This window comes from Mesorhizobium sp. M2A.F.Ca.ET.037.01.1.1 (genome assembly GCF_003998075.1).
Taxonomy (GTDB): Bacteria; Pseudomonadota; Alphaproteobacteria; order Rhizobiales; family Rhizobiaceae; genus Mesorhizobium.
The window spans coordinates 1-2,153 of the sequence record NZ_RZSA01001053.1; the positions used below are offsets into that span (position 1 = coordinate 1).

At 63.8% G+C, this 2,153-nt stretch carries 3 protein-coding genes; all 3 read right to left on the minus strand.

The genetic code is table 11. The features are described 5' to 3' along the window. Positions 1-491: aminotransferase class III-fold pyridoxal phosphate-dependent enzyme (locus EOA27_RS33260; protein WP_127258391.1), on the minus strand; the 491-nt coding region annotated here is incomplete at its 3' end. After that, positions 491-1,126 carry a dethiobiotin synthase gene (bioD, locus tag EOA27_RS33265; protein WP_063169254.1) on the minus strand — a complete coding sequence of 212 codons (636 nt, stop codon included), beginning with the start codon at positions 1,124-1,126 and terminating at the stop codon, positions 491-493. The genes bioD and EOA27_RS33260, both read right to left, overlap by 1 nt. Further along, on the minus strand, positions 1,123-2,153 hold a 1,031-nt coding region (locus EOA27_RS33270), incomplete at its 5' end, for an 8-amino-7-oxononanoate synthase (RefSeq protein WP_145970715.1). The genes bioD and EOA27_RS33270, both read right to left, overlap by 4 nt.

Below are 2,153 nucleotides of genomic sequence, written 5' to 3' on the forward strand. Positions count from 1 at the left end.
ACCTCGAACAGCAAAGGATCATAGGCGGCGTTGAAGACGCCGCGGGCGCCGACGCTCATCGCCCCGATCGTGTCGCCATGATAGCTGTGCTCCATGACGGCGATGCGCGAACGCGGCGCGCCGATGTTGCGGAAATAGCCGAGCGCCATCTTCAGCGCGACTTCGACTGAGGTGGAGCCACTGTCGGAATAGAACACCCGGTCGAGGCCGGCGGGTGCGATGCCGATAAGCGCCTCGGCCAGCCGTTCGGCCGGCTCGTGGGTGAAGCCCGCGAAGATGATCTGGTCGAGGCTCGACGCGGTCGTCTCGATGGCCTTCATGATGCGGGGGTGGCGATGGCCATGGGTGACGACCCACCAGGAAGAAATCGCATCGAGGATGCGGAAGCCGTCGGCCTTGTGGAGATAGGCGCCTTCAGTCAGCACGATTTCAGGGACCGAGGGCTCTAGCGCGTGCTGCGTGAACGGATGCCAGACTCGAGACTCCGCCATCAGTCGCCTCCGGCAATCATGGCCAGGTCGAAGCCGGAAATCATTGCATCTCTCAACGTTTCACCCGTCAGCGGACCGAGGTGCGGCAGCCTGCCCAGCTGCGGCACGCCGCCGAATTCCACGATTGTCCTTTGTGTATCGGCCACCTCTTCGCCAATGAAGGCAATGCCGATGAGCGGGATGGAGCGGGCTCTCAGGGCCTCGATCGACAACAGCGTATGATTGATGGTGCCAAGCGCGGTGCGGGCGCACAGTATGACCGGCAGCCGCCATTGTTCGAATATGTCAATGAACCTTGTCTGTCGATTGAGCGGCACCATCAGCCCGCCGGCGCCTTCGATGACGAGCGGTGTCGGCAGGACCGGAAATGAAAGATCGTCGGCCTCGATCGCGACGCCGTCGATTTCGGCTGATCGATGCGGCGACAGCGGCATCGTCAGTCGATAGACTTCGGGCAGCACGCGTCCGTCGGGCAAGCCGGAAAGCCGGGCGACGACCTCGCTGTCGGTCTCCTCGTTGAGGCCCGATTGCACCGGCTTCCAGTAGAAGCCGTCGAGCAGCCCGGCAAGTCCGGCCGAAAACACTGTCTTGCCAATTCCAGTGTCTGTTCCGGTGACGACGATGCGTTTGGTCATGCTGTGGCCAACACTCCGACGAGAGCCTCGACCATGGCGGAAATGTCGGCTTCGTCGACGTTGAGAGTCAGCGAAATGCGCAGGCGCGACGTACCCTCAGGCACTGTCGGCGGGCGAATGCCGCGTATGTCGAAGCCGCGTGCCTGCAGTCCTGCCGCCACCGCCATGGTGCGGCTGTTATCGCCGATCACAAGCGGCTGGATCTGCGAACCGCTGGGCATCACGCCGCAGCGTTCGGCCAATTGCCGGCTCGCGAAAGCGACACGCTCGTGCAACTGAGCACGACGCATAGGCTCGTCAGACAGAATAGTCAGCGCCTCACGTGCCGCGACTGCCATCAGCGGCGATGGTGCGGTCGCATAGATGAATGGCCGGCACCGGTTGATAAGATAGTCGCACAGTGTTCGCGGTCCGGTAACGAGCGCGCCGGATGCGCCAAGCGCCTTGCCGCATGTGTGGAGCGTGACGATGTTGTCGCGGCCTTCATACGCGGCGGCCAGTCCCCGGCCGTCCGGTCCCCAGACGCCGGTGGCATGCGCTTCATCGACGACGATGAATGCCTGGTACCGATCAGCCAGCGCGACCAGGCTCTCCATCGGCGCACGGTCGCCATCCATGCTGTAAAGGCTTTCGAAGGCGATCCACACCCGCCCCATGCCGCCTTCGGCGCGCCAGCGGGTGATTGCGTCCTCGACAGCGTCGACGTCGTTGTGCGCGGCCAGCTTGAACTCAGCGCGCCCGGCCTGGGCACCCTCATGCATGCTGGCATGAGCGAGCTCGTCGAGGACCAGCAGGTCGCCTTTCTGCGGCAGGGCCGTCAGCAGAGCGAAGTTGGCGATATAGCCGCTGCCGAAGAACAGTGCACGCTCGGCTCCGAAAAATGCCGCTGCGTCCGCCTCCAGTTGCTCATGTTCCGGTGCATTGCCGCGCAACAGCCGCGATCCGGTGGCGCCCACTGGCGTGCCCCGCGCAATCGCCGTCGAAACCGCATCGCCCAGTCTTTTGGAGGCGGCAAGTCCGATATAGT